General features: G+C 58.8%; 25 protein-coding genes and 1 pseudogene. 13 read left to right on the top strand and 13 right to left on the bottom strand.

Annotation, left to right across the window (positions count from 1 at the left end):
- Window positions 1-13 precede the first annotated feature (13 nt).
- Entirely contained in the window at window positions 14-940 is a 927-nt protein-coding gene (locus tag RBB76_RS09090; protein WP_429627741.1) for a cation diffusion facilitator family transporter, read from the top strand.
- A gap of 119 nt (window positions 941-1,059) precedes the next feature.
- On the opposite strand, the gene RBB76_RS09085 is transcribed toward RBB76_RS09090, so the two are convergent.
- The gene (locus RBB76_RS09085) at window positions 1,060-1,482 is read right to left on the bottom strand and encodes an OsmC family protein (RefSeq protein WP_183790513.1); all 423 of its coding nucleotides are present in this window, start codon (window positions 1,480-1,482) and stop codon (window positions 1,060-1,062) included.
- A 108-nt stretch (window positions 1,483-1,590) separates the two neighbouring features.
- On the opposite strand from RBB76_RS09085, the gene RBB76_RS09080 reads away from it, so the two are divergent.
- On the top strand, window positions 1,591-1,773 hold the full coding sequence (locus RBB76_RS09080; protein ID WP_429627742.1) for a hypothetical protein: 183 nt from the start codon (window positions 1,591-1,593) through the stop codon (window positions 1,771-1,773).
- Window positions 1,774-1,775: 2 nt separating this feature from the next.
- Here RBB76_RS09080 and RBB76_RS09075 read toward each other — a convergent pair whose 3' ends face one another.
- On the bottom strand, window positions 1,776-3,461 hold the full coding sequence (locus RBB76_RS09075) for a M28 family peptidase (protein ID WP_429627743.1): 1,686 nt from the start codon (window positions 3,459-3,461) through the stop codon (window positions 1,776-1,778).
- Between the two features lie 7 nt (window positions 3,462-3,468).
- Between RBB76_RS09075 and RBB76_RS09070 the strand changes: the two genes are divergently transcribed.
- From RBB76_RS09070 to ruvB, 3 genes are all read left to right on the top strand, one after another.
- Entirely contained in the window at window positions 3,469-4,980 is a 1,512-nt protein-coding gene (locus RBB76_RS09070; protein WP_429627744.1) for a glycoside hydrolase family 27 protein, read from the top strand.
- Between the two features lie 339 nt (window positions 4,981-5,319).
- Window positions 5,320-6,117, top strand: coding sequence for a signal peptidase I (lepB, locus tag RBB76_RS09065; RefSeq protein ID WP_429627745.1), 798 nt, complete (start codon window positions 5,320-5,322; stop codon window positions 6,115-6,117).
- Between the two features lie 279 nt (window positions 6,118-6,396).
- Window positions 6,397-7,446 carry a Holliday junction branch migration DNA helicase RuvB gene (ruvB, locus tag RBB76_RS09060; RefSeq protein WP_429627746.1) on the top strand — a complete coding sequence of 350 codons (1,050 nt, stop codon included), beginning with the start codon at window positions 6,397-6,399 and terminating at the stop codon, window positions 7,444-7,446.
- 371 nt (window positions 7,447-7,817) lie between these two features.
- On the opposite strand, the gene RBB76_RS09055 is transcribed toward ruvB, so the two are convergent.
- Both RBB76_RS09055 and RBB76_RS09050 read right to left on the bottom strand, forming a co-directional pair.
- The gene (locus tag RBB76_RS09055; RefSeq protein WP_433963564.1) at window positions 7,818-8,687 is read right to left on the bottom strand and encodes a glycerophosphodiester phosphodiesterase family protein; all 870 of its coding nucleotides are present in this window, start codon (window positions 8,685-8,687) and stop codon (window positions 7,818-7,820) included.
- 12 nt (window positions 8,688-8,699) lie between these two features.
- A pseudogene (locus RBB76_RS09050) lies at window positions 8,700-8,801 on the bottom strand (glycerophosphodiester phosphodiesterase family protein); the annotation flags it as partial.
- 249 nt (window positions 8,802-9,050) lie between these two features.
- Between RBB76_RS09050 and RBB76_RS09045 the strand changes: the two are divergent.
- Both RBB76_RS09045 and RBB76_RS09040 read left to right on the top strand, forming a co-directional pair.
- Window positions 9,051-9,182, top strand: coding sequence for a hypothetical protein (locus RBB76_RS09045; protein WP_429627748.1), 132 nt, complete (start codon window positions 9,051-9,053; stop codon window positions 9,180-9,182).
- A gap of 587 nt (window positions 9,183-9,769) precedes the next feature.
- Entirely contained in the window at window positions 9,770-10,468 is a 699-nt protein-coding gene (locus RBB76_RS09040) for an alpha/beta hydrolase (protein ID WP_429627749.1), read from the top strand.
- A gap of 47 nt (window positions 10,469-10,515) precedes the next feature.
- Here the strand turns inward: RBB76_RS09040 and murQ are convergent, their stop codons facing one another.
- Both murQ and RBB76_RS09030 read right to left on the bottom strand, forming a co-directional pair.
- Entirely contained in the window at window positions 10,516-11,457 is a 942-nt protein-coding gene (murQ, locus tag RBB76_RS09035) for an N-acetylmuramic acid 6-phosphate etherase (RefSeq protein WP_429627750.1), read from the bottom strand.
- A 67-nt stretch (window positions 11,458-11,524) separates the two neighbouring features.
- Window positions 11,525-12,517: a zinc-dependent alcohol dehydrogenase family protein gene (locus RBB76_RS09030; RefSeq protein ID WP_429627751.1), complete on the bottom strand. Its 993-nt coding sequence runs from the start codon at window positions 12,515-12,517 to the stop codon at window positions 11,525-11,527.
- Between the two features lie 144 nt (window positions 12,518-12,661).
- On the opposite strand from RBB76_RS09030, the gene RBB76_RS09025 reads away from it, so the two are divergent.
- From RBB76_RS09025 to RBB76_RS09015, 3 genes are all read left to right on the top strand, one after another.
- Window positions 12,662-13,294, top strand: coding sequence for a hypothetical protein (locus tag RBB76_RS09025; RefSeq protein ID WP_429627752.1), 633 nt, complete (start codon window positions 12,662-12,664; stop codon window positions 13,292-13,294).
- 160 nt (window positions 13,295-13,454) lie between these two features.
- Window positions 13,455-14,387, top strand: coding sequence for a hypothetical protein (locus tag RBB76_RS09020; RefSeq protein WP_429627753.1), 933 nt, complete (start codon window positions 13,455-13,457; stop codon window positions 14,385-14,387).
- 117 nt (window positions 14,388-14,504) lie between these two features.
- Complete coding sequence (locus tag RBB76_RS09015) at window positions 14,505-14,834, top strand: hypothetical protein (protein WP_429627754.1); 330 nt, start codon at window positions 14,505-14,507, stop codon at window positions 14,832-14,834.
- A 74-nt stretch (window positions 14,835-14,908) separates the two neighbouring features.
- Here the strand turns inward: RBB76_RS09015 and RBB76_RS09010 are convergent, their stop codons facing one another.
- On the bottom strand, window positions 14,909-15,355 hold the full coding sequence (locus RBB76_RS09010; protein ID WP_429627755.1) for an NINE protein: 447 nt from the start codon (window positions 15,353-15,355) through the stop codon (window positions 14,909-14,911).
- 219 nt (window positions 15,356-15,574) lie between these two features.
- Between RBB76_RS09010 and RBB76_RS09005 the strand changes: the two genes are divergently transcribed.
- Window positions 15,575-15,784 (top strand): hypothetical protein, encoded by a 210-nt coding sequence (locus tag RBB76_RS09005; RefSeq protein WP_429627756.1) that lies wholly within the window; start codon window positions 15,575-15,577, stop codon window positions 15,782-15,784.
- An 80-nt stretch (window positions 15,785-15,864) separates the two neighbouring features.
- Here RBB76_RS09005 and RBB76_RS09000 read toward each other — a convergent pair whose 3' ends face one another.
- From RBB76_RS09000 to dnaG, 6 genes are all read right to left on the bottom strand, one after another.
- Window positions 15,865-17,016: a glycosyltransferase family 2 protein gene (locus RBB76_RS09000; RefSeq protein WP_429627757.1), complete on the bottom strand. Its 1,152-nt coding sequence runs from the start codon at window positions 17,014-17,016 to the stop codon at window positions 15,865-15,867.
- A 41-nt stretch (window positions 17,017-17,057) separates the two neighbouring features.
- Window positions 17,058-18,881 (bottom strand): hypothetical protein, encoded by a 1,824-nt coding sequence (locus RBB76_RS08995; RefSeq protein WP_429627758.1) that lies wholly within the window; start codon window positions 18,879-18,881, stop codon window positions 17,058-17,060.
- Window positions 18,882-19,119: 238 nt separating this feature from the next.
- The gene (gene rpoD, locus RBB76_RS08990; RefSeq protein WP_429627759.1) at window positions 19,120-20,829 is read right to left on the bottom strand and encodes an RNA polymerase sigma factor RpoD; all 1,710 of its coding nucleotides are present in this window, start codon (window positions 20,827-20,829) and stop codon (window positions 19,120-19,122) included.
- A gap of 208 nt (window positions 20,830-21,037) precedes the next feature.
- The gene (locus RBB76_RS08985; RefSeq protein WP_429627760.1) at window positions 21,038-21,292 is read right to left on the bottom strand and encodes a hypothetical protein; all 255 of its coding nucleotides are present in this window, start codon (window positions 21,290-21,292) and stop codon (window positions 21,038-21,040) included.
- Window positions 21,293-21,354: 62 nt separating this feature from the next.
- On the bottom strand, window positions 21,355-22,755 hold the full coding sequence (locus RBB76_RS08980) for a lipopolysaccharide biosynthesis protein (RefSeq protein ID WP_429627761.1): 1,401 nt from the start codon (window positions 22,753-22,755) through the stop codon (window positions 21,355-21,357).
- An 89-nt stretch (window positions 22,756-22,844) separates the two neighbouring features.
- Window positions 22,845-24,641, bottom strand: a complete 1,797-nt coding sequence (gene dnaG / locus RBB76_RS08975; RefSeq protein ID WP_429628887.1) for a DNA primase — start codon at window positions 24,639-24,641, stop codon at window positions 22,845-22,847.
- A 62-nt stretch (window positions 24,642-24,703) separates the two neighbouring features.
- Between dnaG and RBB76_RS08970 the strand changes: the two genes are divergently transcribed.
- Together RBB76_RS08970 and RBB76_RS08965 are read left to right on the top strand one after the other, a co-directional pair.
- Window positions 24,704-24,940: a hypothetical protein gene (locus tag RBB76_RS08970; protein WP_429627762.1), complete on the top strand. Its 237-nt coding sequence runs from the start codon at window positions 24,704-24,706 to the stop codon at window positions 24,938-24,940.
- 356 nt (window positions 24,941-25,296) lie between these two features.
- Window positions 25,297-26,229 (top strand): YXWGXW repeat-containing protein, encoded by a 933-nt coding sequence (locus RBB76_RS08965; protein WP_429627763.1) that lies wholly within the window; start codon window positions 25,297-25,299, stop codon window positions 26,227-26,229.
- The last annotated feature ends 57 nt before the right edge of the window (window positions 26,230-26,286 follow it).

Below are 26,286 nucleotides of genomic sequence, written 5' to 3'. Positions count from 1 at the left end.
TCCGAATAGCAAGATGCAGCGGGTTTTGCAGCTATCGATGATGCTCACGCTGGCATACGTCGGAGCGACCTTCTACTTCGGTCTGCGCGCTCACTCCCTGGCCCTTATCTCTGAGGCGGGCCATAACGTCAGCGACCTGCTGGCCATCGTGCTCTCGTTCGTAGCCGTCTACTTTCAAGCTCGCCCGGCCACCGATCAGAAGACCTTCGGCTATCAGCGAGCCGGCGTTCTGGCCGCATTCGTCAACGCCGCCACCCTCATCGTGCTCTCGGTATGGATTGCGATCTCCGCGATCCATCGCTTCAGCGAGCCGGTCGCAGTGCAGCCCAAGCTGATGATGTACGTCGCCGCGGCTGGCGTTCTGATGAACGGCACTGTCGCCGCCCTGCTCTGGAAGTCATCAGGCGACGTCAACATCCGTAGCGTCTTCCTCCACATGCTCGGCGACACGCTCTCCACCGCAGCGGTTATCGCTGGCGGCGCAGCCATATTCTTCACCGGAATGTCATGGATCGATCCCGTGCTCTCCATCCTCATCGCCGCGATGATTCTCTGGAGTTCGGCCGGCATTATTCGCGAGACACTGAATATCCTGCTCGAAGGCACGCCCCGCAACCTGCAACTCGGCGAAATTCGTCAGGCCATGGCCTCCGTCGATGGTGTCCTCAACGTGCACGACCTCCATGTCTGGAGCCTCGGCTCGAAGTCGCATGCGCTCGCCAGCCACGTCACCATCGCCGAAATGCCCATGTCCGAGTGCGGCAATATTCTGACGGATATCAAATGTGCCTTGCGCGATCGCTTCCAGATCACTCACACCACCATCCAGTTCGAAATCACCGACTGCGAGACCACCCATGGTTGTTCCGCTCCGCCGGAGCCCGAAGAAGTCGGGGCACACGGGCATAGTCATGGGCACGACCACACCCATACCCACTAGCTGCAAACGAGGTGATAGCTCAGCTCCTTGAGGCTGGCTGCCCGCCACCAGCATGACAAGAAAAAGGCACGAGACGATCGCCCGTGCCTTTCCCTGTAAACTTCAAACTGCGCCCCTGATTAGACCAAAGTCGCGTCGAGCGTAATCGTCGCAGCCTTCAGCACCTTCGACACCGGGCAGCCAACCTCGGCATTATGCGCCAGCTCATCGAACTTCGCCTTATCGATGCCAGGAATCTTCGCCTTCGTGGTCAGGTGAATCTTCGTGATCGTCGGCGCGCCATGAACATCGAGGGTCAGCACCGCGGTCGTCTCAATCGTGTCGGGAGTAAATCCCGCTTCGGTAAGCTGTCCGCTAAGCGCCATCGTGAAGCACCCCGCGTGCGCCGCTGCGATCAGCTCTTCGGGGTTTGTACCCACGCCATCGGCAAAACGCGTCTTGAAGCTGTACTGCGTATCCTTCAACGTGCCGCTCTGGGTTGAAATCGTGCCAGTGCCATCCATAATCTTGCCGTGCCATACTGCGCTGCCAGTGCGATCCATCGTATTTCTCCTTTGGTTTCAACTGTTACAAATCAACATTACCTCCTTCGATGCGCCGCTTGAACCAAAGGACCTTGAAAATCTCTCCGTCTGCGGTAGCATCTCGGAATGTTGACGACATCAGCGCCCGAAGACGCAACCAATCAGACCGCGACCTGCCCGATCCCCTCTCTCCCTGCCGAGCATCACTCGCGCTTCTGCCCCACCTGCTCTTCGCGTCTCGAAGACAGCCGCTGCAAGCTCGTCTGCCGGACCTGCGGCTTCTTCCTCAGTTGCGCCGACTTCTACTAAGCCTACTTCGTACCCTGGCTAGCCTTCCGCGCTGCTTCGAACTCATCCTTAGCCTTCCACTGGATGATCGTCGGCGCGCTCAAGGCCTCCCACCCCAGCTCCATCCCAAAGCGGTCGAGCTTCGCGTTCCCGCTGAAGTCCCAATCCTCATGAAAGTTGTCGCTGAAGTTGTGATAGTCATGCTCCGTGAAGTCTTCATGTTGCTTGTGTCCCCACGCAGCATCATGCCCTTCATAAAGATTCCCCGTCTCAATCGAGAACGCCGGAATCCCCACACGCGAGAGGCTGAAGTGGTCTGAGCGGTAGTAGCTCCCCGCCGAAGGCCGAGGATCAGGCACAATCGCAAGATTAAATCTCTTCGCCGTAGCCTCCACGGTCGGATAAAACGTAGTCCTCTGCGCGCCGTTCACATTCGTCTCCAGCGGCACGCCAATCGGCAGAATCATGTCGTAATTAATATCCAGCGCAATCTGCCCCGCAGGAATCGGCGGGTGCTGTCCCAGATACTCCGACCCCAGCAACCCCTGCTCCTCCGCCGTCACCGACGCGAAGACGATCGAATGCGGCAACGTCATGCCCGACTGCGCCCACGCCCGCGCCATCTCCAGCAGCATCCCGCAGCCCGTACCATTATCCGCAGCACCGTTATAGATATTGTCGCCAGCCATCCCCGGCACAAACCCTAAATGGTCGTAGTGCGCCGTATACATCACAGCCTGGTCTTTGCCCCCGGCATTCGCACCCGGCAAAATCCCCACCACATTCGGCGACTGGAACGACCGTACCGTGCTCTCAATATGCGCCTTCAGACGCACCGGCAACTCCACCGCCTTGAACCCGCGCTTCCCCGCCGCAACAATCTCCGCATCCGCATCCATCCCACTCGACGCAAAGATCTTCTTCGCCACATCCAGCTGAATCCAGCTCGCCGCCTCCAGCTGCGGATTCTTGTCATCCCGCAGATAAGTCTTCTCGCTCGTATTCGAGTTCTTCACCACATCCCAGCCATAGCTCGCCAGATCCGTGCGATGAATAATCAGCGCGCCCACCGCACCCTTCCGCGCCGCCTCTTCAAACTTGTATGTCCAGCGCCCGTAGTAGGTCAGCGCGTCGCCGCCAAAAAAGTTCGGGTCAGTCGAAGGTGGATCGCCCACAATGCAAAGAATCACCTTCCCCTTCACATCCACACCCGCATAGTCGTTCCACTGAAACTCCGGCGCATCCACGCCATACCCAACAAACACAATCGGAGCATCAACATCGACACTCGGCGTCAGCATGCGATTGCTCACCGTATAGTCGTCCGCATACTTCAGGTCGATCGAATACAGATCAATCGAATTCCCCGCAGGTTTCTTCGGAATCAGCGACATCGTCGTCTTCTCCGGAATCACCTTCGTGCCGACAAAGTTGATCTGCTGCAGATACGTCCCGTTGTCCCCGCCCGGCTTCAGTCCATACAGCGCAAATTGCGTCGCAATGTACTTCGCCGCAATCTCGCTCCCACGCAGCCCCGGCCCGCGGCCCTCCAGCAGATCATCGGCAAGAAATCTCACCTGCGCACGAATCTTCTCACCGTCAATCGACGCCTCCGCCGCCTTCACGGCAGGCGGAATCGACTGCGCCATTAGCCCTTCAGAAAGGCAGAAAACCGAGGCAACCACAGCGACAGCAAAACGAATCTTCATCAAATTCATGCTCCTCGAGTACGACATTCTTCGACACGATCAGTCTAATCGCATCTTCCCGGCGCCACGCGGCCATCCACTCCAACAGCGCACCTGTCCCTACCCGCATCGCAGCCGTCCGAAGTACTTTTATTTTGATATGTTTATTCGCATGGTGATGAAGCGCTTCGGTGTAGTTCTGGCGTTCCTGTTGATGGTCTCCCCGATGGTCTCCCCAGTCGGTGCACAGGACAAGGCGCTCGCTCCGACCCCGCCGATGGGATGGAACAGCTGGGACGCCTACGGCGCCACCATCAACGAATCTCAGTTCCGCGCCAACACAGTCGTCCTTGCAGCGCAGCTCAAAGAGTTCGGCTGGCAGTACGTCGTCATCGATGAAGGCTGGTATCTGCAGAACCCGGAAAACGTCTCCATGCCGGAGGCCCTTCGCTACACCCTCAACCTGCGCGGACAGTATGAGCCCGCGCCCAACCGCTTTCCCTCTTCCGCCAGCGGCGGCGGCTTCAAACCCCTCAGCGACGTAGTACACGACGACGGCCTCCGATTCGGAATCCACATCCTTCGCGGCATCCCCAAGAAGACTGTGCTGGCCAACACGCGCATCGGGAACACCTCCTATCGGGCCAGTGCAGCCGCCGACACAAGCGATACCTGTTCCTGGAACCCGGACAACTTCGGCGTCAAAGCCAACGCCGCCGGACAGGCCTGGTACGACGCGCTCATGAAGCAGTACGCCTCCTGGGGCGTCGACTACATCAAGGTGGACTGCATCGGCCATCCCTACAAGAGCGCCGAGATTCGCATGATTCACAAAGCGATCGAGCAATCCGGCCGCCCCATGGTGCTAAGTCTCTCTCCCGGACCAACGCCGCTCGAGCATGCCACCGAAGTCGCCAAGAACGCACAGATGTGGCGCATCTCGGACGACGTATGGGACCACTGGGACAAGGACCCCGAGATGCCATGGTCTCAGAGCATCAAAGGTCAGTTCCCCATTCTCGCCCAGTGGGCCGAACACGTAAGGCCGGGAAGCTGGCCTGACGCCGACATGCTCCCCATCGGCCAGCTCCGCCCCAACCCAGGCGAGGGCAAACCACGCAACTCTCGACTTACCCAAGAGGAGCAGCGCGCCATGATCACGCTCTGGGCCATCGCACGCTCGCCGCTGTTCATCGGCGGAAATCTCACGCAGATGGACGATGCGCTGACGTCGCTACTCACCAATCAGGCCGTCATCGATATGGCTCGCTACTCCACCAACTCCACCATGAGCACCACTGACGGAGACCTCGTCACCTGGACCTCGCAATCCATCAAAGCGGACAAGCGCTATCTCGCCATCTTCAACCTCGGCGATACCCCCATGCACGTCGACAAGACCTTCGCCGAATACGGCTACATCGACCGCGCCCAATACAAAGTTCGCGACCTCTGGCAAAGAAAAGAGCTGGGCGCGCTGAACTCCTTCCAGGTTGATCTCCCCCCGCACGGTTCAGTCGTCTACTCCCTCCACGATTAGCCTGCCCGAGCCACGTGCAGCAAACACCTTCGCAGTCGTCATCCTGAACAGCGTGAAGGATCCCCGTATTTGTTTCGCCGTTGCCTGTCCCTTTTTGTCATCGATGTAGCCCTGGCTCATGAGATGGTCCGGAGAGGATCGTTTCCAGGTAAAGGTTTTGCCTTCGTGATGAGGCCGAGCCGACGCCTCCGAGAACAGCGTTGATCGGTGATGATCTGGATTGCCGAAAATCCGACTTTTCTGGCAGTTCGGCAAGGGATAGCGTTCTCGTAGAGACTCTGTCTAACATCTTCCTCGACATCGGGAATGATCGACCTGTTCACAGCTAGAATAAAGCGCATGACGAAGCAGAAAAAACAACCCAGCGCTCCACAGGACAGTAAGCGACAGCCTCGCGAACAGACTCATCTCGAAGGGCTGGCTTCCATCACAAGCATGATCATCGTCTGGTCTTTTGTCATGGGCTTCGTACTTCAAAACTTCGTCATTCCGTCCGCTTCCATGGCCAGCACTCTACTCGTCGGCGACCACGTCATCGTAGAGCGCGCAACCCTGGCGCCCGCTAGCACGTGGACGAACCTTATCCCGTACCGCGAACTCCGGCGTGACGAACCCGTCGTCTTCTTCCGTCCGGCACCTAATCCCGAGGGTCAGCACGATATACTTGTGAAGCGCGTCATTGGCATCCCCGGCGATCGCATCCACCTCCGCGGCGGCATCGTTTACCGTAACGGTGTCTCACTCGACGAGCCGTACGCAGCCAAGCCCACCTCGGTTAATTACGATCCCTACAACGACGAATTCCCCGCTATCTCACCAGCAAAAGGGCGCGAAGTCACCGCCGAGTGGTCGCTTGATCTTCTCGCCCACATCCAGGGTGAAGATCTCGTCGTTCCACCCGGCATGTACTTCGTCATGGGCGACAACCGTACCAATAGCTACGACAGCCGCTACTGGGGCCTGGTCCCCCGAGCCAACCTCATCGGCCGTCCACTTTTCGTCTACTGGTCTTTCGAAACACCCGAAGACGATATGTACAAAACTTCCGCGTCAGAAAGAGCCAGTTCCACGCTCCACACCGTGCTCCACTTTTTTGACGAGACCCGCTGGATCCGGACCTTCCACCGGGTAAATTAAACTGCCCTCCAAAGAAAGTGGCCACCCAGATCGGCCTGATCAAGGCGCTCGAATGACCAATGCAAACTAATCCCCAGTTCCCGGGAAACGAGGTTTCGGAAGCTGTGACAATCAGTAACGTGAAGTCGGCTTGTGGGAAGTTATCTATTCCCCGTTTGAGATGAACATCGTATCTGATCATTGGCATACTCAAACCATCCTCGGTGCGGGACATTCAAGGCATACCGCCCACATAAAGTTGCTTCCCGCCGTTCTTCGCCTTAGTATCGCCCTCAGGGCATGCCGAAGATAGATCTCACACACGCACGATCCACGGAAGCCGAACGGCTCGTCTCCGCCGGCAAAGCCGACGATGATGACGCCTTCGAACTCAAGTTGCGTCCAACCCGCCTGGCCGAGTTCATCGGCCAGGAAAAGGCGAAAGAACAGCTCGCCATCGCCCTTGAAGCAGCGAAATCCCGTGGCGAAGCGCTCGACCACGTCCTCCTCTTCGGCCCTCCCGGCCTGGGCAAGACCACGCTGGCGACTATCATCGCGAACGAGCTGGCCGTTGGCTACCAGCAGACCTCCGGCCCCGCCCTTCAAATTCAAGGCGACCTAACCGCCATCCTCACCAATCTGCGCGAGAAGCAGGTTCTTTTCCTCGACGAGATACACCGTCTCCAGCCCGTCCTTGAGGAAAAGCTCTACACCGCGCTAGAGGACTACAAGCTCGACATCATCATCGGCCAGGGCCCCGCGGCCCGCACCCATGTGATGGAGATTCGGCCCTTCACCTTCGTCGCCGCCACCACGCGCCCCGGCCTGCTCTCCTCGCCCCTGCGCAGCCGCTTCGGCATCCTTCTCCGTCTCGAGTTCTATACCGACGACCAGCTCCGCTTCGTAGTCGAGCGCTCCGCCGAAGTCCTGGGCGTCCCCATCGACCACGACGGCGCCGCCGAGATTGCCATGCGCTCCCGTGGTACCCCACGTATCGCCAACCGCCTCCTGCGTCGTGTCCGCGACTACGCTCAGGTGCGGGCCAACGGAGTCATCGACCGTCCGACAGCGCAAGCCGCGCTCTCGCTGCTAGAAGTAGACGCCCATGGCTTCGATGAGCTTGATCGCCGCCTGCTCCGCACCATCATTGAAAAGTATGACGGGGGCCCCGTAGGCCTCAACACACTCGCGGCAGCGTTGGCCGAGGAACAAGACGCATTAGAAGAGGTCTACGAGCCCTTCCTCATCCAGATAGGCTTTTTGGACCGGACGCCAAGAGGGCGCGTCGCCACGCGCTTAGCCTACGAGCACCTAGGCATCGAAATGCCCCGCAAGCTAAGCCTCTTCTAGGCTTTGAAGCCCGCTACGCGCGGGGCGGTCACTTCGTGACTTGTATACCCTTCGGTTGGCGCTCCCGTTGGTCGCGATCAAAAATCTTTTTCGACCATCGGGAGGCCCGGGGCGAAACCGGTATGCCCGTCACGAAGAGACCGCCGCCCGCGCAGGTAGCCCATCCGGCAGGACACATCCAAAAATAAGTTTAAAAAACGTGGCGTATTTTTCGTCGCAAAATTTGTGGTGTTTCCAGCCACACATTCACCACGATCTACACCATGTTTACCATGCCAAAACACCACGTTACGCAACCATAATTTCCAAAAACCCCTGCAAAACACCACAACCACCACGCCAGAAAAAAATCCGGCGTGGTGACCAAAAAATTACTGACGCAAAGCCGCGGGAACGAAATCCGAACTCAGCATGTTCGGGGGACCGGTCAGGTAGTAGGTTGGGATCTTCGGGAACTGCTCTTCGACGAGGATGAGAGTGCGGAAGTCGAAGCTCTGCACTTCTGCGCGAGACTCCATGTGGTTACGGGTGATGGCTCCGCACAGCGCGGTTACAAACGTCTGCGGGTCAAAGGTGTGATTCGTCTTGGGCTCTGTGTGCTCGGGCAGCGGAGGAAGGGGCTGTCCGGCTGCGTCTTCAGGAAACGGGGTAATCTTCGTCTCAAGATTGAACCGCACGGTACGAGCATTTGCGGCGCGCGCGGCGGCGTCCGGGTGCGATTTGCCGGGGCCGGTGCTGTAGTAGTCGGCGTAGAAGCGCGTGAAGCGGAAGAGCTGCTCGGCATACGTAGGAACGTAGGGGCTGATGAGCTTCTCCTGCTTCGCAAAGGCGACAGCGACAGGCGAGAGAGCGAGGTCGTTCTGCTGGTCGTCGAACTTCGCGTTGCCGTAGGCGGGGTCGTGGTGAAGCTTGTCGCAGATGAAGGTGCTCTGGGCTTCGGCAAGCGTGATGTCGCGGGTGTAGATGCGCTCTTCGCGAGTGTAAGGCCTGCCATCGACGCGGCGGCATGACTCCGGGTTGAGGAACTGATCGTGCCAGATGAGGGAGACGTGGTCGCTGGTGACTCCGGTGTCGGTTTCAAGTTCGGTGGCAAGATGGTCGAGGCCAGACTCGAAGGATGGGAGTGTGTTTTCAGGGCGGAGACCGCGGCCTCCGCGATGGGCTGAGACGACGAAGGACTTGAAGTATTCAGCTTCTTCAGGGTGAGCGGCCTTCTGCTCCGCGACGACCTGTTGGAGGATGTTCGGATAGTCAGAGATGATGCCGTCGACGCGGCGGTCGATGAGGGCGCGCATCTTTGCCGGGTCATTCGTGGTCCACGGAATGACTCGGATGCCTGCCTTGTGAAGTTCGGCTACGTTGACCGGAGGGTTGGAGCCGAGAACGGTTGCATCGTTTGGAGAGAGATAGCCGAAGTGGTGCGATTAGTCCTGCTAAACGCGTTTGCCGTCAGTTATCCCTCACTTCGCCCCTAAAGTCGACTCCGTTCACGCTCCATCAACTTCGATCCACTATCATCACTCGTCATGCTACCCTCCATTCGATCGCAGCTCCTTACCACTGTCCTCCTCACCACCGCATCTATCTCCGCCCAGCAGACCCCTATGACGAACCCCTTTCTCGGACTCATGACCGCCGCCGACAAGCACGCCAAGGCGCACAACGCCCAGACGCCAGTGCCTTCATCTTGCGGCCGATGGCTGCGCAGCGGCGATCGAAGGCAGAACGATGTGTAAGATGCGTACTGACAATTCCAAGCGTTCGAGTGGTAGAAGAGTGTTGGTAAACTCAATCGCATTAGATGCTATACTCTGCCGCGTTCCCTTATGCCGCCAATTATCACTTCAGATCAGAGGACAAACCAGGTGGTCATCATCCATCTGTCTGATCTTCATTTTGGAGACAAGCATCGGTTTAATCCGCCGAAGACGTCTTCTGGAGATAGGCCGGCACGTGCTGGTTATCCTACGGCGCCGGAGAAGCTGACGGAAGATCTAAACCATGACGACCCGAAGTGTCCTGTCATTTTCTGCCTGACTGGTGACTTCGCAGAGTATGGCAAGGCGTCCGAATTCGGAGAGGCTGAGGTCTTCATCAAAGGCTTGTGTGACGCGCCCGCATTCGGTAGAAAACGCGGGCTCGATTGCATGTTCCCGGCCAGCTCAGATTGAGGTCATGGTTATGGGAATTCACTTCGTTCAGGAAGATTCACCGGATGAGATTGGCCGCGCGATCGCCGCATTGGGTACCGACGCCGGCATAAGACACGACTCTTTACGGGCGAGATAAGCCTCTCGCGAAAACATATTTGAGGAGTAGAAGCATGAAATTCGCAAAGAATGCGACGGTCGTACTTGTTCATGGGGCTTGGGCAGATGGCTCTAGCTGGGGCAGCGTAATCAATGGGATTGCAGAAGCGGGGCTCGGTGTCGTTTGCGCACCATTGCCGCTCACGACTCTTAGCGACGACATCGTCGCTGTGCGTAGAGTCGTCGACAGAATTGAAGGCCCTGTGCTGCTGGTTGCTCACGCTTACGCTGGTGCGGTGGTTGCCGGGGTAGACGATCCGAAGGTCAAGGGTCTGGTCTACATCACCGCCTTGGCTCCGGACGAAGGAGAAAGCACCGTGGAGGTATTCACACGGAACGCGCCACACCCCGACGCGCCCCAGATTGCGCCCGACGAAAATGGTTTTATCTGGATGCCTCATGTGGCAATCGGCAAAGCGTTTTGTCATCATGCTTCGGCAGAAGTAAAGGTCCGTCTTGAAGCTGTACAACGCCCCATCCATGTCGCCTGCATCGTGGAGAAAACGCACGCTCCATCGTGGAAGACAAAGCCCAGTTGGTTCCTGATCGCAGAAGAGGATCGCATGATCCTTGAAGAGACACAACGTTTTATGGCTGAGCGGATGAAAGCGGTCATCAGGAAAGCGCCTGCCGACCACATCCCCTCTCTCACGATGCCGAAACCTGTGATTGACATCGTTGTGGAGGCGGCCAAATCTACTCTGGTCGACTAAACAGTAGCAGGCCCACGGGGATGGCCTCATACGGTCTTATGAGTGGTCTAGTCGCTCTCGCTGGCTGGTAAGGAAGTAGCGGCTTGGGATTTCCGAAGGAGGGCAGAGAGGATTCCGTTGTGAGCTGCGAGCTTTGCTTCGGCGTTGATGCGGTCGAGGGAGAGCTTTTGCATGACGATGGCGGTTTTGATGTTGCCGGCTTCCGTGAGAAGTTTCGCGGCGGTAAGTTGGTCTACGCCGGTGGCGGCCATGATAATGCGCTGGGCGCGGTCGACTAACTTCGCGTTGGTGGTTTGCATGTTGACCATGAGGTTGCCGTAGACGGCTCCTGTTTTGATCATGACGCCGGTGGAGATCATGTTGAGGACTAGCTTGGTGGCGGTGCCGGCCTTCATGCGCGTGCTGCCGGTGAGGATCTCGGGACCTGTGACCGGGGCGATGGAGATGTCGGCGACGGCGGCCATTGCGGAGTTGGGGACGCAGGTGAGGGCGACAGTGAGGGCGTTGTGCGAGCGTGCGTGTGTGAGTGCTCCGAGGACATATGGGGTGCGGCCACTGGCGGCGATGCCGATGAGAGCGTCTTGCGCGGTGATGCCTGCGGCTGCGAGGTCGGCTGCACCTTGCTCGGGAGAGTCTTCAGATTGCTCGCTGGATTTGCGGAGGGCGGTGTCGCCGCCGGCGATGATGGCATGGAAGAGATCTGGGGAGACCGAGAAGGTTGGAGGGCACTCGCTGGCGTCGAGCACGCCGAGGCGGCCGCTGGTGCCTGCTCCGGTGTAAAAGAGGCGGCCACCTTGCTGGAAGCGTTCGGCGATGGCGTCGATGGCTTGTGCGATTTGGGGAAGGACGGCAGCAACGGCGGCGGCGACCTTGGCGTCCTCGTCATTGATCAGGCGGACCATGTCGAGGGTTGGGAGCTGGTCGATGTTCTGTGTGCGCGGATTGCGGGCTTCTGTGGCGAGAGCTGCGAGATTCGTCGTGTTTTCCATCTGCCTCTACTCTCCCACGCATGGCAGAGGTGTGCAAAGTCTTCGATCTCATGGGCGGGTTCGATTGCTAAGGGGATGCGTTCGGAACGATGACGACCGGGCCGCGAGCGGTCTCGTGTTTTACGGCTTGCAAGGCTTCGTTGGCGCGGTCGAGTGGGTAGACCTGGACTTGAGGCTTGATGCCGATCTCGCCTGCGAGCTGAAGGAAGTCGAGCGCGTCCTGGCGGGTCATGTTGGCGACGCTGCGTATCTGGCGCTCGCCCCAGAGGAGCTTGTCATAGTCGAAGGCGGGCATTTGGTCGAGGTGAATTGCGTTGATGGCGACGATGCCGCCCTTGCGGAGGCTGGACAGCGCGCTGACGACGACGGCTCCGCTGGGCGCGAAGGTGATGGCGCGGTCGAGTTCGACGGGTGGCTTGTCGTTTTCTGTGCCGACCCAGGTGGCTCCCGCTGATGATGCTTGCTGGCGGTGAGTTTCGCCGCGAGTGGAGACGTAGACATCGCAGTTCCAGTGACGCAGGACTTCGATGGCCTGGCTGGCGGAGGCTCCGAAGCCGAAGAGGCCGACGCGTTCTCCGGGTTGGGTTCCGGCGACGCGAAGGCTGCGGAAGCCGATGATGCCGGCGCAGAGGAGCGGCGCTACGTCGGTGGCGTCGAGCGCGGCGGGGAGAGGGTAGGTGAAGTCGGCGCGGACTAGGGTGTGCTCAGCGTAGCCTCCGTTGACGGTGTAGCCGGTGAAGGCAAGGTTGTTGCAGAGGTTTTCTTCGCCGCGAGTGCAGAAGGGGCAGGTGCCGTCGGTGCTGCTGATCCACGAGACGCCGACGCGCATTCCGGCGGGGCGATCGGGTGTGGCGCCGTCGATGACCTTGCCGACGATCTGGTGGCCGAGGATGAGGGGTTCGCGGATGAGCGGGAGGTCGCCTTCGAAGATGTGGAGGTCGGTGCGGCAGACTCCGCAGGCGAGGACGCGGAGGAGGAGGTGGCCAGGGGCGATGGCAGGGATGGGAAGATCTTCGAGCTGAAGTGGCTGGTTGGCGGCGTGCAGGACGGCGGCTTTCATCTGGTGGGCTCCTCGCGGCGAAGGCGACCTTGATCGCCATGGATGACTTCGATTAGAAACGACTGCGGATTGGTGTGGAAGAGCTGGGGTGTGCGGTCTTGTTGGTGGAGGCGTAAACTTTCGGCGAAGTACTAGGAGGGCTGGATGCTGCGACGTCTTTTCACCCTAACTGTGGGTCTGCTAATTGCGGTTCCTGGGCTGGCCAAGAATAAAGCGGAGAAGAGTGTGCCGGATTACATTCTTCACGCACACACGGTGGCGGTGATGGTCGATCCGGGCGCGGGAATCGATATTGAAGATCCGCGGGCAAACCAGGTTGCGCAGAAGGATGTTGAAACTGCACTGCTGAATTGGGGAAGGTTTCAGCCTGTGATCAGCACGCAGCAGGCGGACCTGGTCATCGTGGTTCGCAAAGGACACGCTCGGGTGGTGGATCAGACCGTAAGCGATCCCCGACAGAATAATCGAGTGGGGATGATTGATCCGACACAGAATGGGGTGTCGGTTGGGGCTCAGCATGGCAGGCAGCCGGATGGGACCGGTTCGGGAGTGCCCGATGCATCAGACCGCGACCCCGCACATCCGCAGACGGAGGTTGGAACGACGGAGGATACGTTCCTCGTCTACAACGGAGATGTCAAAGATCCTCTCGATAGCCCGGTGGGCTGGAGTTATATCGCGAAGGATGGGCTTCGTTCGCATAACGTTCCCGCTGTGGACGAGTTTAAGAAGGCTGTGGCAGCAGGGGACAAGGCTGCTGCTGCGAAGCATCCCTAGCTGACGGTGTTTCCTCATATTTTTGAGTTGTTTGACGGAGTTGAAGGCGTTTTCTGAGAAGACAGCCTGACGTAGAGATAATGTCCGATGAGGAGCTGCAGGTGTGCAAAAACCCGTAAAATAGAGGAGATACGCAAAACGCAAAGGACGATTGAGGCAGATGGCAATGGGAACGCAAGAGGTGTTGGCTGGACAGGTAGATGCGGCGGCGAAGGCTGCCGGGCTGGTAGTGATTTCGAGTGAGGTGGGACAGGACTTCTCGGGTAATCCGACGACGCGGTTCAAGTTAGCGCTGGTTGCCGATCACGCGAAGACGCAGGTTTTGGAGCTTAGCGACAAGTTCGACTTCAGCCGCGCGGATATGTTGGCCGAGGTTGGGGTTTATCTGGCGGAGGCAGCGAAGCGGTTGAAGAATCCGCGACCGGACTGCTACCTGACGCTGCATGGTCTGCCGCTGAGCTTTGAGAAGTTTACCTGGCCGTTCCATGGGTCGACCTCGGGGGCTGATACGTTTCTGGTGCATGGTGAGGTTCGGCTGCAGGATGGAGAAGAGAACCCGCTGCATGCGAAGGTGGCGGCGTCGATGACGGTGACGTTTGCGGAGATCGTGAAGGCTCCGGAGCAGCCGTTTGCGGAAGGGTTTATCTACAACGCTGTGCGCAAGACGATGGATCAGGGGCAGCTGGAGCTGGTGAAGAGCGGCAATCGGCAGCCTGTTCCCGTGACCACGCGGTTTTACAGTCCGTGGAAGAAGCGGTTCAACTTCAATGACACGACGGAAGGGCAGCGGCAGGAGTATCTGGCTGCAAAAGTGTTTTGGTTGTCGGGTGTGCTGGGTGGCGGACGGCCGGTTTGGTTGCTCGATCCTCGCGATGCGCAGTATCTGAACTCGACGGTGGAGGAGCTGAAGAAGACGGTTGTCGCACTGGCGGGCGAGGGGCTGGTTCATCTTGCGGCGGATACCGAATATGCCACGCCGACCGAAGCTTTGATGGGGCATCGGGCACAGTATGCGGCGGAGCTGGCCCATGCGCTGGCGTTTATCAAGCCTACCTTCAACGAGGAGATGCGTGGCGGCCACACCAATATGTAGTGTTGGCAGGACTTAACCACGTCGGCGACGTAAATTTGCCTGTAATTATTGGGGTATGGTAAGTTCCCTCTGGCCTTCTGGTGCATCTATTGACCTGGAAGGAAAGAGGAAAGAGAAATGAACAAGCTAACTCGAATTGCGACACCACTGATGGCAGTGGCACTTATGAGCGGTGCAACATTTTTTGCACACGCCCAGGCGAATCAGGCACCCACGACAGAGACGCGGAGCTGGAATACGCCTCCTCCGGGGACGGAGCAGGCGCAGTCGGCCTACCGTGATGGAGTTGAAGCGGCGCAGCTGGACATGACGGCGAAGCGGAAGATCGACGCGAAGTCGTCTCACTTGTATGTTCACCCACCGGTGAAGGGAGCGGCTCGTGATGAGTACCGCTCGAACTTTACTGCTGGTTATGAGGCTGCGGTGAAGCACAACTCCGGCGCGTAATTGCCTTACGCTATGCGGCTTCTGAGAGGTCGAAGGAAGGGCTCCTGAGGGAGCCCTTTTCGTTTGCGCGATGGCTACACCGCGGTCTGGGCGCTGAGTTGGTGGTGGGTGATTGCGGCTCCGCAGTGAGTGCAGAACAACGCGGCAGGGTCGATTGGGCCGCTGCAGGATGGGCAGTATGAGATTGCGACGGCTGGTTCTGTGTAGGGGTTCGAGTGAGCAAGGATCTGATTGGAGATGTAGAGAGCTTGAGCGGTGTTGTACTGGCGGACGCGGTCTGGCATGAAGAAGCATTCGATAACGCCGAGGATTGCGGTGATGCCGGTCCAAAAGAAGATGAGGTAGAGGATGCCTGCGGTGTTTCGGCGGAGGTAAAAGTGGTGGATGCCGAATGCGCCAAGGAAGAGCGCGAACAGGACGCCAGTCGTCTCGTCTTTGCGGGCGCGTTCGTACTCGGCATAGAACCATGCGCGCTGCTGGTCGGTCATGCTGGCAGTGTAGAGAGGATCGGTGATCTGCATGATTTTGCTCCTCTTGATGACGCACCAGGAAGTACGTTGCGTGATGAGCGGCGGTTCCCCGATAGTCGACGTTTTGCATCGGTTTAACCACGGTATGCCGACTCGATTGGTCGCAATTTACAGGCAATTTCAGAGGGCGTAGAGTTTCGACAAATCATGACATGCGATGCAACGTCGCGGCGTCATCGTGAGTCAGATTAAGGGAAAGCAGGAGGTTGTATGCAGCCAGTTCATAACGGACAGTGCGGACTTTGCAATCACTTTGGCGAGCATCACGCGAAGAGTTCGGTGTTGGTCACGATTTTGACGAGCAAGAAAGCTGACGCGGCGGTATTGGACGAGTGTGGTCATCCGAAGCATGCTGCGTTGCACCTGAAGGTTTCGCCCATCAGCGGATGCGATGGGTTTGTACCTGCTGCGCAGGCTTGATTTTTGAATTAGACAGGCGACGCGGTCGAGTCGGGCAGGCTTGATCGCGTCATGTTGCGTTCGCACGCAATTTAGTTTCGTTAGCGGCGGTTCATTCCGAGCAGACTTAGGAAGAAGCTTCCGAAGATGGCCTCCACTCCAAGCATGAAGCAGGTTGCTGAAGGCAGGGTGAGGCGGAGCATGCGCTGGGGAGAGAGATTTCCGAATCCGGCACCGTGCCAGATGTGAAGGGCATAGCCGAGGATTCCGAGACCAAGCAGAAGAAGTGCGGCTCCGAACAGCAAACCTACTTCGAGATTGATGTAGTTGAAGATGCGCTCGAACTTTGGATTGGGCGGGAGAAAGCCTTCTTGTGTGCCGAAGACGCGCGCGCTGACGGCGAAGACGGAGATGTGGGCTCCGATGAGGACGAGGCCGAGAGCGTAGGTGAGTGTGTCGACATCGAAGGTCCAGCGACCGACGGTTTGCGGGCCGGGGATGAGCCAGAGTGAGAGCAGTACGCCGACGAAGAAGGTGACGACGCCGGGGATCAGGAAGAGCCAACGGGGGCTGAATAGTAGAAGGAAGCGCAGGTGACGCCAGCCGTCGCGCCAGGAGCGAAGGTGGGGAGGGCGACTGCGGCCGTCGGGCGAAAGTGTGGTGGGGACCTCGGTCATGCGAAGGCCGGCGAGGGATGATTTGACGACCATCTCGGAGGCGAACTCCATGCCGGTGGTGCGGAGGTTGAGCGCGAGGATGGGGTCGCGACGGAAGGCGCGTAGTCCGCAGTGGAAGTCGCGGACGGGGATGCGGAAGAAGATGCGGCCGATGGAGGAGAGGACCGGGTTGCCGAGGTAGCGATGAAGCGGCGGCATCGCTCCGGGTTCAATGGAGCCGGAGAAGCGGTTGCCCATGACGAGGTCGTAGCCTTCGTCGAGCTTTGGGAGAAAGCGGGGGAGATGTTCGAAGTGGTAGCTGGCGTCGGCGTCGGCCATCAGGATGTATTTGCCGCGTGCGGCTTCGATCCCGGCGATGAGGGCGGCACCGTAGCCGCGGGTGGAAACGTTGACGACGCGGGCTCCTTCGTCGGTTGCGATCTTCTGGGAGCCGTCGGTGCTGCCATTGTCGGCGACGAGAACTTCGCCGGCGACGTTGTTGTCTCGAAGAGCGGTGACCGCCTGACGAACGCAGAAGGCGAGTGTCTCTGCCTCGTTAAGGCATGGCATAAGGATGGTTACGGTCAGATCGCTCATTGTTTGCATGCTACCAAAACGGTGCTTTGGGACTTGCGGGGTCAGGGGCGGCTGTTGTCCCGTGAAGGAGCCGCGGGCAGGTTGAGGGGAAGGGCGTAGAAGGGCGAGCTATCCAGTTCGCGCCAGCCGGCGGAGACGGGATTGGTGCCAGTCATGACGCCGGGGGTGAAGTAGCCGACGAGGACCTTGCCACCCTGACTGCGCACGATATCAATAACCTGGTCGCGGTTGGGCATATCGGCGAGAGCGGAGTAAACGGGAGTCTCAGCGGGCTTATAGATCTCGGTGAGGATGCGAACGCCCGCCAATCTTGCCCAGTAGTGGGTGTCGAGGCACGCCCTGTCTCCAATGCATGCGACGGTATCGCCAGGGCCGACGCCGAGGGCATTGAGGGCTCGCGCTGCTCCGTAGGTGTCAGGGTCGTACCATCCAGCAGGAGACTGGGCGACCTTGAGGTTGCGTCGCAGTTCTCCGACTATTCGAGCCGATTCGCCTACTGCCAGGAGCGCCAGTAAAAGCACGACAGCAGAGGCCGCGTTTTGGGCGGAGACTGGCACTTTGCCTGAATGACGCAGGGCGGCGAAGGCAGGCAGGAGCATGGCGAGAAAGCCAAATGCGATATATCGATCTTCTACGTTGACCATACTGTAGATGCAGAAGACGCCAGCACCGAGCAGGATGGGGGTAAGCCAGAATGCATTGGCGCGTGGTCTCCAGTCGAGGCGCAGGCGGGCTCCGATGAGGAAGAGGACGGCAAGCAGGAGCCAGGCCTCCGGATGGTTTGCGATGTAGCGGAGGATGCGCACCAGGCACGCGATCGTGACGGGGACCTGGAGACGAGGGTCCATGTGGGCTTTGATGCGGTCGTTCCAGAACGATGCATCAAACCAGTCGGGATCGGTACCGTAGGGGAGTTGTTTGTAGCTGACAACGACTGGTGATTTCAGGAGAATCTTGTTGGGATGCGTCAGGTGAACTTCGGCGGCGCCGAATGAGGAGGTCTGGTCGGGCTGTAGGTGCATTTTTTCTGTGCCGCTGACAAACCAGGCGTAGTTGAGGTTGCCGGAGTCGCCGAAGTCGAAGCGCCCCCTTTGATTCGAGAGCGCGGCGATGTATGGGCCGGCGACGATGGCGAAACAGATGAGAGCCAGGAGGCCCGCGGCTACTGCGCGGGGTACGGCGTAACGCTGCCAGGCGACACGGAAGACGACGAGCGCGATGATGCAGAGGAAAGTGAAGAGGAAGGCGAAGGATTTGGTGAGGTAGGCGAGGCCGAGAGCGATCCCCATGAGCGCGGCGTAACGGAGATGGCTGGTGGCGAGATGTTTTAAGAGCGCGGCCAAGCCAAGAAGCAGGAAGGCCTGAAGGAGCGCGTCGGGACGGACCTTGCCCATGCTGAGTTCGCGCTGGGTGGAGATGAGGAGAATGCCGACGCCGAGATAGCGGAGCGTGTAGCGATCGAGAAGGAATGGCGGGAGCAACGACTTGGAGTCTTCGCGGAGCTCACGAAGTTGGACGAGTGCGTCAGTGAAGGCGACGATGGCAAGCATCTCCAGGAGGAAGATGCCGAAGTTGACCATGTAGTAGGCGTGGAGTTCGTTGTAGCGAGTGGAATGGAAGATGGTGTGGCCGAGGGAGAGCGCGGCTGGGTAGAGTGGGTTCCAGTAGCCGTTGATGATGCCATGCCAGTTGTGAGCACGGATCAGGTCGCCGATGTCCATATAGGAGACCGCGTCACCGTCGATCTGGTAGGGATCGTAGAGAGCATAGCCGAAGGTGACGAGCGCGGCGAGGAAGCAGTAGATGGGCCAGAGACGACGCAGCCAGTAGGGGAGACGGTTGGGCTCCGGCGTGGGGAGTGTCATGCGGTGGGGAGGTCCTCCGGTGTGCTTATAGATCTTTATCATCTCAGAAGTGATCAAGGATCTTGTAAAAACATTTGTCCTGACGGACGGCGCCCCGCGCGGGCGGCGGTCACTTCGTGACTTGTGTACTCCTTCGGTTGGCCCTCCCGTTGGTCGGGAGATGGTGTTTTGTTGCAAAGGAAAGGGCGCCAGCTTTCGTTGGCGCCCTTTGGTGTGTGTTGAATTGTGATGTTTGGAGTTACATGTCTTTGACGCCGTCGACGAAGGCCTTCAGCTTACGGCTGCGGCTTGGGTGACGGAGCTTGCGGAGCGCCTTGGCCTCTATCTGGCGGATGCGCTCGCGGGTGACCTGGAAGGACTGGCCAACCTCTTCGAGGGTGTGCTCGGAGCCGTCTTCGAGGCCGAAACGCATCTTGATCACACGCTCTTCGCGAGGGGTCAGAGTGCGGAGGACCTGCGAGGTGTACTCCTTGAGGTTAACGCTGATGACAGCATCAGCCGGAGAAACGGCCATGCGGTCTTCGATGAAGTCTCCTAGGTGCGAGTCTTCCTCTTCTCCGATCGGGGTCTCGAGGGAGATGGGCTCCTGGGCGATCTTGAGGACCTTGCGGACCTTCGCGACCGGGATATCCATACGGCGAGCGATCTCTTCCGAGGAGGCTTCGCGACCAAGCTCCTGCACGAGCTGACGGCTGGTGCGGATAAGCTTGTTGATGGTCTCGATCATGTGCACCGGAATACGGATGGTGCGGGCCTGGTCCGCGATGGCGCGAGTGATGGCCTGACGGATCCACCAGGTAGCGTAGGTCGAGAATTTGTAACCACGACGGTACTCGAACTTGTCGACGGCCTTCATGAGGCCGATGTTGCCCTCCTGAATGAGGTCGAGGAATTGGAGACCGCGGTTGGTGTACTTCTTCGCGATGGAGACGACGAGACGAAGGTTGGCTTCGATGAGCTCGCGCTTGGCGCGCTCGGCGTCCATGTCGCCCTGAATCATCTCGCGCTGGGTGCGCTTGAGGTCGGCTATGGAGATGCCGGCGTCGGCTTCGACACGCTCGAGGTCGGTGCGGCAGTTCTTCTGCTGACGGCGATACTCTTTGCGCAGCTCTTCGGACTTCGAGGCTTCGTGCTTGGTCTCGAGGGTCTTGATCTGGCGCTCGAGGGTACGCATGGCATCGACGGTCTTGTTGACCTTGTCGAGCAGACGCTTCTTCTCGCCGTTGGTGTATTTCAGCTCGCGGACGATGCGATTGATGTAGACGTGCTCGCGACCGATGAGCCAGCGGGTCTTGCGAATCTCTTTGGCCTTGGCCTTCGCATCCTTGCCTACGGGGGCTTCGAGCTTTTCTTCAAGGCCGTGCAGCTTCTTCTGGTGCTTGACGATGACGTCGATGCGGCCGGCTGTAGCGCGGACACGGGCCTGCAGGATCTCTTCGGTGAGCTCTTCTTCGTCGAAGGTAACGACTTCCTTGATGTTGCGAACGCCGCGGCGAAGGTCTTCGCCCAGGCCTACGATCTCGCGGATGACGATGGGCGAGCGCGAGATGGCCTTCATAACGCGGAGCTGGCCGCGCTCGATGCGCTTGGCGATTTCGACTTCGCCCTCACGGGTGAGCAGGGGAACAGTGCCCATCTCGCGGAGGTACATGCGGACGGGGTCGTTGGTTTTTTCCAGGGTTCCGGGCGAGAGGTCGAGCTCTACGTCGTCGGACTCTTCACCGGCTTCGGGCTCGTATTTATCGCGGCCGCTGGCGCGCTCTTCCCCTGAGAGCACATCGATGCCCTGAGTGTTGATGGTAGTGAGGAGATCATCGAGGTCGTCAGGGGTGGTGATATCGCCTGGGAGGAGGTCGTTGACCTCGCCATAGGTCAGATAGCCCTTTTCTTTCCCGGTATCGATGAGCTTGTCTATATCGTCTTCGTACTTGTCAATTTCTTCAGCCACGGCTGTGCGCACTCCTGCGAAAGATTCTGATTATTGGGATGCCGCTGGTGATGATTGTGGTGTTCAAGCGGATTGATCCCTTGGTTGTAACGTAATGGGCAGGGAGCAGATCGCGGTGTAGACCGCTTTGGCAAGCCCGATTGACTCTAATAAGAGTCTGGGCATTCGAAGGCACACGTCCCCAGCGAATCACAGGATACCACAATCGTTAGACGTTTTCTGAGGGAAAAAGATTCGGCGGACTTGCGCGAAGTGGCTCTCCTTCTACGCCATTCTGATGACGGGGGCAGCGGCGCAGGTGAATGTCTTTGCCGGCAGAGCCGTAGTCATGGTGGCAGTGGCTACAACGCAAATGGTAGATGGTCTGGCCGGGGAAGGATTCTGACGGAAATCCGGTTCGGGAGATGACGATTTGGCCGTGCTTGTTCTTATATCCGGGGGTAGTGCTCTGAAATGTGGTCATTTTTTGCGCGTGAAGAATAAATCGCTCACTTATGGGTCTGGCCCTTTAGTTCGTGTGATTTCTTAGCTTTCGAAGCCGGGTTTTGAGCGGCGGATTCGCGCTAACAGGGAGGCGGGGCGAAGCGACGGTGGGTAGTGGAACATACTCGCCAGGAAGTCTGGCAGGGTGTCGTGGGCGATGCGCAGGCAGGCAGGGACGACGTAAAGGTTCATCACGATCTCGTTGATCAGGAGGGAGGCGGCGGCTCCGTAGAGGCCGTAGGCTCGTGCCAGGACGTAGCAGAGGATGCACGCGACGCTTGTGCCGAGGATGTAGTAAGTGGCAAGGCGCTGGTGCTGGTTGGTGGAAGTCATGAGTGTCCCGCTGGTGGACCACAGCGAGTAGAGGACGACGACGACGAGAAGAATGCTGAGGAGGGGGCGGCTTGGGGGAACGTGGCCTCCGGTCCAATGCACGAGGAACCATGGCCCGAAACTCAGCATGACGAAGACCAGGACCAAGGCGACCAGTAGGGCTAGCTGGCAGGCGCGGCGGAGCAGGATACGGGTGAGTTCGTAGTTTCCTGCTCCGAAGGCGATCGACATCTCCGGCTCGAAGGTGTTGTTGACCATCTGGACCATCTGGAGGGCCACACGGGATACGGTGCGGGCGGTGCTGAAGATGACGACGTCTGTGGGTCCGAGAGCGTATCCGACGGCGAGGAGGCTGCCTTGCAGGCTGAGTGCGTTTCCGAGGGGAAACCCCATATAGGCGAAGGCGGGGCGTGCGAGCTTGCGAATCTCGGCGATGCTGGCGTGCTGCCATCCGTATTCGATCCATGGGATGTCGCGGCGGACGAGAATGCAGAAAAAAATGGTGATGGCCACGTTGACCCCGGCAAAAACCAATGCGGTCGTCCTTGCGCCTGCGCCAAGTATGACGGCGCCGATCATGCAGCCGAAGGCGAACAGGGAGAACATGTTCTTGAGGAAGGTGCCGTAGGGGTAGCGGCCGATGGCGCGGTAGGCGGACTGCAGGAGCTGTTCGAGTTGGCCGAGCAGGACGGAGACGCCGAGGTAGAAGATGATCCACTTGGTGTCGGCCTCGCCCAGCGTCGTGAGCTTGAGGAGGCGGGAGGCTGGGAGGTAGTAGAGGGTTCCGGAGAGCAGGAGGATCGTCGCCGTACAGATGAGTGCGATGAGCCACCAGCAGCTTTGGAAGATACGGAGCGCGGCGGCGCGGTCACCGCGGGCGACCAGCATGGTCATCTCGTTGCCAGCCACGGAGCCGAAGCCGGCGTTGCTGAAGCTGAGATAGGCGGGGATGGAGTTGACGATCATCCACTCGCCGTAGAGGGGTACGCTCCAGAAGTGGAGGAAGACCGGGATCTGGACGAACTGAATGATGGTCGAGGAGAGTTTCCCCACCCAGTTGGTCAGGAAGCCGAGCATCAGTCTTCGTTTTGTGGAGACGTCCATGGTCATAACTGAGATTTATTTCTTAGATACACAGCAAGTCTACTTTCTCATAACCCTCTGGTCTGGCTGGAGTTCCTGAGAAATCGAAACGCGGCTTATTGTTCGCGCAGTTTTCGGTCGATTTGAAGTTTTTCTGCGGTGAGCGTGGTGAGCATGGTGTGGTCCGCCCGGCGGTCGGCTTCGGCGATGAGGGCGCGGAGTTCGCGCTGACGCCGCTCGAGCTGGCGATATTTGAGGGTTTCGAGCGCATTTTCTACGCGCTCGGTCATTGATTGCGCATTGGATGAGGCAGTGTCGGGGTCTTCTGTGTCCTGCAGGGTGCGCGCTAAGAGAATCCGGCTGGGTTGATCGGGTGCTGCATCGAGTGGGTTGGGGGGCGCAGGGGCGTTGGCAAGAGATTCGAGCAATGCGGCGGCCGGAAGATTGTCGTACCACTCCGGATGCTGTGCGAGTTGCTCGGCGGCCAGGGTGCGGGCGGGGTCGGTTTCGGGCAGAACGAGGGCGCGGAGAAGGACGCGTTCGGTCTCGCTGGCGGGGTCGTGGGTGTGGGAGCGAACGGTTTCAACGCGCTGGGCAGCGGCTTGTTTGAGTTCCTGCCGGAGGATGGCCGAGTCGATGCCTAACTTTTGTGCGGCGTCGGCGGCGAACTCGTCGCGCTGGATGCGGTTGGGCATGCGGCGAATATGGGGCAGGAGGAAGTTGAGAGCTTTGACCTTGGCGTCGGAGGTGCGGCCGGGGAACTGTTCGCGGGCGCGGTCGATGAGGTAATCGGAGTGGCGTTTGGCGTTGCGCAGAGCTGCCATGTATTGTTGAACGCCCTGCTCGCGGATGTAGCGGTCGGGGTCGAGTCCGCCTTCGAGGGTGACGATCTTTACTTCGAAGTCCTCTTCGGTGAGGAGGGCGATGGATTTTTCGGTGGCGGTGGTGCCGGCGGTATCGGGGTCGAAGTTGACGATGACACGTTTGGTGAAGCGGCTTAGGAGACGGATCTGCATCTCGGTGAAGGCGGTGCCTGAAGTGGCGAGGACGCCTTTGATTCCGGCCATGTAGACGGAGATGCAATCCATCTGGCCTTCGACGAGGAGTGCAAAGCCGAGAGAGCGGATGTCGGCTTTGGCTTTGTCGAGGTTGAAGAGGACCTGGCCTTTGCTGTAGAGCGCGGTCTCGGGGGAGTTGAGATACTTCGCGATGGGACGGCCCTTTTCGTCTTCGGCGTCGAGGGCGCGTGCGGTGAAGGCTATCGTTTTACCTTGCTCGTTCGCGATTGGAAAAGTGATGCGCTTGCGGAAGCGGGCGTAGAGCTGGCCCTGCCCGCCATCGTTTTGCTCTTTGGCGCTGAAGAGGCCGCTGGTGCGGAGGATTTCTTCGGGAAAGTGCTTGGATAGCTGCTCGCGCATGTGGTTGAAGTCGTCGGGCGCGTAGCCGATGCGGAACTTTGCGATGGTGTCGGCGGTGACGCCGCGACCGGTGAGGTATTCACGAGCGCGGGCCGCTTCAGGGGCTTTGAGTGCGGCTTCGAAGTATTGCGTGGCGGCCTCGTGGATGTCGATGAGCTGGCGGCGGGTGCCAGCTTCGCGCGCCTCTTCGGGAGAGCTGAATTCGCGCTTGGGGAGGGGGATTCCACACTTGGTGGCTACGACGCGGATGGCCTCGGGGAAGCTGATGTTTTCAAGCTTCATGACGAAGGTGAAGACGTCGCCTTTTTCGTGGCAGCCGAAGCAGTAGAAGTAGTTGTGCGTCGCGTTGACGGAGAAAGAGCCTGTCTTTTCTTTGTGAAAGGGGCAGAGGCCGGTGTAGTTCTGGGCACCGGATTTACGCAGCTTGATGTAGTCGCCGATGATGCGGACGATGTCAGCCTGCTGCTTGACGGTTTGGGCGAAGTTGTCGGACATGGTGTGGCGCGGGGCGTTCAATCGACGTCGCGGGAAGTGATGGAATTTTTAAGTGCCTGAATATGAGTTTAGACGGAGAATTTTTTTTGGTCGTGGTGCTGATCCTGGCTTTGATGAATTTGCTTGAGTTTTTGAGGGGTGTTTTGAGAAATACAGGTGTTTGGTGGTGGTTTTTTGATGGTGAGAACGTGGTGGTTTGCATGGTAAACGTGGTGAATAAGACGTGTGATTTTCGCAGCAAAAAAATACGCCACGCATTTCAACTTTATTTTTGGTCTGACCAACATCGTTGGACTTGAGAGCTTGAGACGGGAGAGCTCGTCGTCGTCTGATCGAGAGGCGGGCGAGATGCAACAAGATCGAAGCTCACTTAAGATGAGAGTTGAGGCAGATTGATCCTGTGAGCAAGGCGAGGTCAAGGATAGAGAATGCGATCTGGCTGAAGTTCGATGAGGATGATTTCTGCGCCTCTCGTACAACGATTGAGGGATTACTGCTCGATCTGACAGGAGCCTACGGTAATCGTGCGGAACTTCTGCTGAGGGAGTGTGTTCGAACGGTGGGAAGAGAGTGAATAGTCGTTGAGATTGTGGGCTATTCAAGAAAACTGTGTTCCGTGGCGAAGGTGCTGCGAGGCCAACTAAAGGATGGATGTATGAGATTGACGAATTTAGTTCGTAGGTTTGTAGTGGGCGCGGCTCTTGCGCTTTTGCCGGCTGCTTCTTTTGCTGGAGTGTTTATTTCAGTGGGGATTGCGCCTCCGGTGTTGCCGGTTTATACGCAGCCGATCTGCCCGGGCGATGGATATCTGTGGAACCCTGGCTATTGGGCCTATGGTCCTGAGGGTTATTACTGGGTTCCGGGAGTGTGGGTCCGGCCTCCGCAGGTTGGAGTGCTGTGGACGCCGGGTTATTGGGGATGGGGCGGTAGCGCTTATATCTTCCACGCGGGATATTGGGGGCCGCACGTTGGTTTCTATGGTGGCGTGAACTACGGGTTTGGCTACGGCGGCGTTGGCTTTGGCGGCGGACGCTGGGAGGGAGGCCACTTTGCGTACAACACCGCGGTCGTCAACGTGAATCGGACCGTGATCCACAATGTTTATGAAGACCGGACCGTGATCAACCATACGACGGTTTATAACCGTACGAGCTTCAACGGCGGGACCGGCGGCATCCAGGCTCGCCCCTCTGCACAGGAGGCTTCGTTTGCGCGGGAGAACCATATCGCACCCACGGCTGAGCAGCAGAGCCATGTGCAGATGGCGCATGCGGATCGGAGTAACTTTGCATCGGTCAATGGCGGCCATCCGCAGTATGCAGCGGCCCGGACAACGACTGAGTATCACGCGACCGTACAGCAGCGCGGCGGCTTCGGACAGCAGGGTGGTCAGCACACCACTCAGCAGGCGAGTGTTCATGCGAATGCTGCACCGCAGCAACATATTCAATACCAACAACAGCAACATGCACAGGTTCAACCGCAGCAGCATGCGCAGCCTCAGCAGGAGCACGCACAGGCCCAGCCGCATGCTGAGGGTGGGCATGGTGGTGGCGAACATGGTGGCGGTCACGAACCGAAACGGTAGGTCATAGCTCCAGTAAACGAAGTAGGCCGGCGAGATTTCTTCGCCGGCCTTTTTTGC

It is taken from the genome of Tunturiibacter psychrotolerans, assembly GCF_051013365.1.
GTDB lineage: Bacteria > Acidobacteriota > Terriglobia > Terriglobales > Acidobacteriaceae > Edaphobacter > Edaphobacter psychrotolerans_A.
This window is presented reverse-complemented; position numbering and strand designations above follow the sequence as displayed.

Excerpts from the sequence above, each read along its gene's own strand:
- RBB76_RS09045 (WP_429627748.1), top strand. The coding sequence starts at position 9,051 with ATGACGAACCCCTTTCTCGGACTCATGACCGCCGCCGACAAGCACGCC.
- RBB76_RS08980 (WP_429627761.1), bottom strand. The coding sequence starts at position 22,755 with ATGACCATGGACGTCTCCACAAAACGAAGACTGATGCTCGGCTTCCTG.
- lepB (WP_429627745.1), top strand. The coding sequence starts at position 5,320 with ATGACGAAGCAGAAAAAACAACCCAGCGCTCCACAGGACAGTAAGCGA.
- RBB76_RS09085 (WP_183790513.1), bottom strand. The coding sequence starts at position 1,482 with ATGGATCGCACTGGCAGCGCAGTATGGCACGGCAAGATTATGGATGGC.
- RBB76_RS09000 (WP_429627757.1), bottom strand. The coding sequence starts at position 17,016 with ATGAGCGATCTGACCGTAACCATCCTTATGCCATGCCTTAACGAGGCA.
- RBB76_RS08970 (WP_429627762.1), top strand. The coding sequence starts at position 24,704 with ATGAGTTTAGACGGAGAATTTTTTTTGGTCGTGGTGCTGATCCTGGCT.
- RBB76_RS08985 (WP_429627760.1), bottom strand. The coding sequence starts at position 21,292 with ATGACCACATTTCAGAGCACTACCCCCGGATATAAGAACAAGCACGGC.
- RBB76_RS08995 (WP_429627758.1), bottom strand. The coding sequence starts at position 18,881 with ATGACACTCCCCACGCCGGAGCCCAACCGTCTCCCCTACTGGCTGCGT.
- dnaG (WP_429628887.1), bottom strand. The coding sequence starts at position 24,641 with ATGTCCGACAACTTCGCCCAAACCGTCAAGCAGCAGGCTGACATCGTC.
- ruvB (WP_429627746.1), top strand. The coding sequence starts at position 6,397 with ATGCCGAAGATAGATCTCACACACGCACGATCCACGGAAGCCGAACGG.
- RBB76_RS09040 (WP_429627749.1), top strand. The coding sequence starts at position 9,770 with ATGAAATTCGCAAAGAATGCGACGGTCGTACTTGTTCATGGGGCTTGG.
- RBB76_RS09070 (WP_429627744.1), top strand. The coding sequence starts at position 3,469 with ATGCTCCTCGAGTACGACATTCTTCGACACGATCAGTCTAATCGCATC.
- RBB76_RS09015 (WP_429627754.1), top strand. The coding sequence starts at position 14,505 with ATGAACAAGCTAACTCGAATTGCGACACCACTGATGGCAGTGGCACTT.
- RBB76_RS09025 (WP_429627752.1), top strand. The coding sequence starts at position 12,662 with ATGCTGCGACGTCTTTTCACCCTAACTGTGGGTCTGCTAATTGCGGTT.
- RBB76_RS08965 (WP_429627763.1), top strand. The coding sequence starts at position 25,297 with ATGAGATTGACGAATTTAGTTCGTAGGTTTGTAGTGGGCGCGGCTCTT.
- RBB76_RS09090 (WP_429627741.1), top strand. The coding sequence starts at position 14 with ATGCAGCGGGTTTTGCAGCTATCGATGATGCTCACGCTGGCATACGTC.
- RBB76_RS09005 (WP_429627756.1), top strand. The coding sequence starts at position 15,575 with ATGCAGCCAGTTCATAACGGACAGTGCGGACTTTGCAATCACTTTGGC.
- RBB76_RS09030 (WP_429627751.1), bottom strand. The coding sequence starts at position 12,517 with ATGAAAGCCGCCGTCCTGCACGCCGCCAACCAGCCACTTCAGCTCGAA.
- RBB76_RS09010 (WP_429627755.1), bottom strand. The coding sequence starts at position 15,355 with ATGCAGATCACCGATCCTCTCTACACTGCCAGCATGACCGACCAGCAG.
- murQ (WP_429627750.1), bottom strand. The coding sequence starts at position 11,457 with ATGGAAAACACGACGAATCTCGCAGCTCTCGCCACAGAAGCCCGCAAT.
- RBB76_RS09075 (WP_429627743.1), bottom strand. The coding sequence starts at position 3,461 with ATGAAGATTCGTTTTGCTGTCGCTGTGGTTGCCTCGGTTTTCTGCCTT.
- RBB76_RS09080 (WP_429627742.1), top strand. The coding sequence starts at position 1,591 with ATGTTGACGACATCAGCGCCCGAAGACGCAACCAATCAGACCGCGACC.
- RBB76_RS09020 (WP_429627753.1), top strand. The coding sequence starts at position 13,455 with ATGGCAATGGGAACGCAAGAGGTGTTGGCTGGACAGGTAGATGCGGCG.